Raw genomic sequence first — 3307 nt, forward strand, 5'->3', positions numbered from 1 at the left:
GAAACACAAAATTGGAGTTGTTCCGATGACTTCTGACTTATGCTATATTTTTCTAAATTCTGCCGAAGGCGATAATCCAGCAATTCCAGAAGACCAATTAGTTGACAAACTAAAAAGTTATATGGCTGCATATCCAGTGCCTTTGGTTCAGGAATTAATTCCACAAGTAACTGATGCTAAATTGGTCAATTACCGAGCATTAGAAACCCTCAAAATGCCCGCACCTTGGTACAAAAACCGAGTAGTTGTTTTGGGCGATGCCGCTCATACCACCATTCCACAATTAGGGTCGGGGGCAGCCTTAGCAATCGAAGATGCCGTGGTGTTGATAGAAGAATTGCAAAAAGAAGGAGAAGTTGATGATGTTTTCGACAGATACATGAAGCGTCGTTATGATCGTTGTATGATGGTTGTTGATGTTTCGGAAACTTTAGGTGCATGGGAGTTACTCGAATACAATGACCAACCACTACCAGAAGGTGCAAACATGGGTATGCTCATGGGCAAAACTGGCATGGCATTGACAGCGGAAATTTAGCCCCCAAACCCCCGATGGGGGCTTAATTGAATGGGTTAATATATATTTTTTTAACAATAAAAATTCCCCCATTGGGGGTTAGGGGGCTTATGAAACTCATAACATTTAAAAATAAAAATAACGAAAGCCGAATTGGTTGGCTGCAAGGCGAAAAAGTAGTTGATATGAAGTTGGCAAGCGAAAAACTACCAACCGATATGCTCACTTTCATTGAAAATAATGAAGAATATTTCGCTATTATCAAAGATTTAGGCGAAGTCGAAGCACATTATTCACTCGAAGAAGTAAAATTGCTTGCTCCATTGCCAAACCCTCGAAGCATAAGAGATTACATAGGTTTCGAGATGCACATGCTCAACGCCTCAAAATCTTTTGGGCATACCGTTGGTGCTGCTTGGTACGAAATGCCGATTTTTTATTTCACCAATCATCATAATGTGTTCGGTCCAAATGATGAGATAAAAAGACCAGTAAAAGAAACAAAGCTTGATATTGAACTGGAAATCGCTTGCATAATTGGCAAAAAAGGCTCTGATATTAAAATGGAAGAGGCCAAAGACTATATTTTTGGTTACACCATTTTCAATGATTGGACGGCAAGAGCTATTCAAAAAGTAGAAATGACAATCCCTCTTGGGCCGCACAAAGGCAAAGACTTTGCTAATGCTTTTGGACCTTGCATTGTTACCGCCGATGAATTTGAACAATACGAAGTACCTTTTTCTGAAAGTTATTTTGAATCGCCTCTGAAAGTTCCAACAGTACAAGATGCCAGATTTGATGTAAAAATGACTTCAAGAATCAACGGTGAAACAATTTGTGAAGGAAATTACAAAACCGTTCATTATGCTTTTGGGCAAATGCTCGAAAGAGCTTCGGAAAATGGAGTAAACATAATGCCAGGCGATATTTTAGGTTCAGGAACAGTGGGTTGGGGGAGTTTGATTGAAAATAATTTCACCGTTCACCGCCCGCTTGAACCTGGCGATGTAGTTGAGTTAGAAATTGAAGGAATTGGAGTTTTGAGAAATAAAGTAATATAAAATGATTTTAGAAATAGCAACATTCGATATTAAAGAAGGACACCAAGCGGCATTTGAACAAACTTTTCAAGTAGCCGAAGCTGTCGTTTCACAGTCAAAGGGCTTTGTTAGTCTAAAATTTCATCATTGCATCGAAATTCCTACCAAATACAAGGTTTTGATTCATTGGGAAACCCTCGAAGACCATACAATTGGTTTCCGTCAATCAATATTATTTACCGAATGGCGAACAATTTTATCACCACATTTTCAAAATCCTCCATTAGCCGAGCATTTTGAAATAATGTAAAAACTGTAAGCTATATGTTCTATGCAAAGTGGCTTATAATACAAAAATAATTAAAGAGTGCTTATGGCATACAGCTTACAGCATATAGCAAAAAACTAACAATGAAAAGAATAATCAAAGGAGCAATTTCCTTGTTTGAGGCAGAGTCGAACGATAAAAAAGTAAGAGAAACCGTTGAAAATTTTATCGAAGAAATAAAAACAGGCGGTGATGCTGCTGTAAGAGCTATTTCTGAAAAACTCGATAAATGGTCGCCCGAAAGTTTCAAATTGTCGGATGCAAAAATCAAAGAAATTATTGGAAGTTTGCCAAGCCAAGTAATCGAAGATATTAAGTTTGCTCAAACCCAAATCCGAAATTTTGCTCAACATCAAAAAGATGCTCTGAAAGATATTGAGGTAGAAACATTGCCAGGCGTTTTCTTGGGACATAAAAATATTCCTGTCAATAGCGTAGGTTGTTATGTGCCAGGTGGACGTTATCCTATGGTGGCATCTGCCCACATGAGCGTTCTCACAGCAAAAGTGGCGGGTGTAAAGCGAGTGATTGCTTGCACACCGCCCATTAAAGGTGAGATTCCTGCGGCAACTGTGGCAGCAATGTACATGGCAGGTGCTGACGAAATTTATTTGCTCGGTGGCGTGCAAGCCATTGCTGCAATGGCTTTGGGAACAGAAACCATCGAAGCCGTAGATATGATTGTTGGGCCGGGCAACGCCTACGTTGCCGAAGCAAAAAGACAATTATTCGGGAAAATTGGCATAGATTTATTGGCTGGTCCAACCGAAACGTTGGTTATTGCCGACGAAACAAGCGATGCTGAAATTTGTGCAACCGATTTGCTCGGTCAAGCCGAACATGGACCAACTTCGCCAGCCATTCTATTGACAAATTCAGAAAAGTTAGCTTACGATACAATCAAAGAAGTTGAAAGACAACTAACGGTTTTACCAACGGCTGACATTGCAAGTGTTTCGTGGAGAGATTACGGACAAGTAATTTTGGTTGATACCGTTGATGAATTAGTAGCAGAAGCAGATATTATTGCAAGCGAACACGTTCAAGTAATGACCGAAAATCCACGTTATTTTTTAGAAAAAATGACAAATTATGGCGGTTTATTCCTCGGAAAATACACAAACGTTGCCTACGGAGATAAAGTTATTGGTACAAATCATACGTTGCCAACTAAGCACGGAGCAAAATATACAGGTGGACTTTGGGTTGGGAAATTTATAAAAACTTGTACTTATCAAGAAATCAGAACGCCCGAGGCAAGTGCCATGATTGGCGAATATTGCTCACGCCTTTGTGAAATAGAAAACTTTGCAGGACATAAAGAACAGGCCGATATTCGAGTGAGGAGGTATAAAGCCGTAGCGACGGTCGCCCCCAATCCCTAAGACTACTGTGTACCCACAAGTATAGCGGTTAGAA

4 protein-coding genes are annotated in these 3307 nt (G+C 39.8%); all 4 read left to right on the forward strand.

Features of this window, described 5'->3' with window-relative positions; all coding sequences use genetic code 11:
- The coding region (locus tag ACH2CJ_RS01580; protein WP_394990318.1) for an FAD-dependent monooxygenase at positions 1-538 on the forward strand (538 nt) is incomplete at its 5' end.
- Positions 539-627: 89 nt separating this feature from the next.
- Positions 628-1581 carry a fumarylacetoacetate hydrolase family protein gene (locus ACH2CJ_RS01585; protein WP_394990319.1) on the forward strand — a complete coding sequence of 318 codons (954 nt, stop codon included), beginning with the start codon at positions 628-630 and terminating at the stop codon, positions 1579-1581.
- Position 1582: 1 nt separating this feature from the next.
- On the forward strand, positions 1583-1870 hold the full coding sequence (locus ACH2CJ_RS01590; protein WP_394990320.1) for an antibiotic biosynthesis monooxygenase family protein: 288 nt from the start codon (positions 1583-1585) through the stop codon (positions 1868-1870).
- A gap of 101 nt (positions 1871-1971) precedes the next feature.
- The gene (gene hisD / locus ACH2CJ_RS01595) at positions 1972-3273 is read left to right on the forward strand and encodes a histidinol dehydrogenase (protein WP_394990321.1); all 1302 of its coding nucleotides are present in this window, start codon (positions 1972-1974) and stop codon (positions 3271-3273) included.
- The last annotated feature ends 34 nt before the right edge of the window (positions 3274-3307 follow it).

The organism is Emticicia sp. (genome assembly GCF_043780375.1).
Classification (GTDB): domain Bacteria; phylum Bacteroidota; class Bacteroidia; order Cytophagales; family Spirosomataceae; genus Emticicia.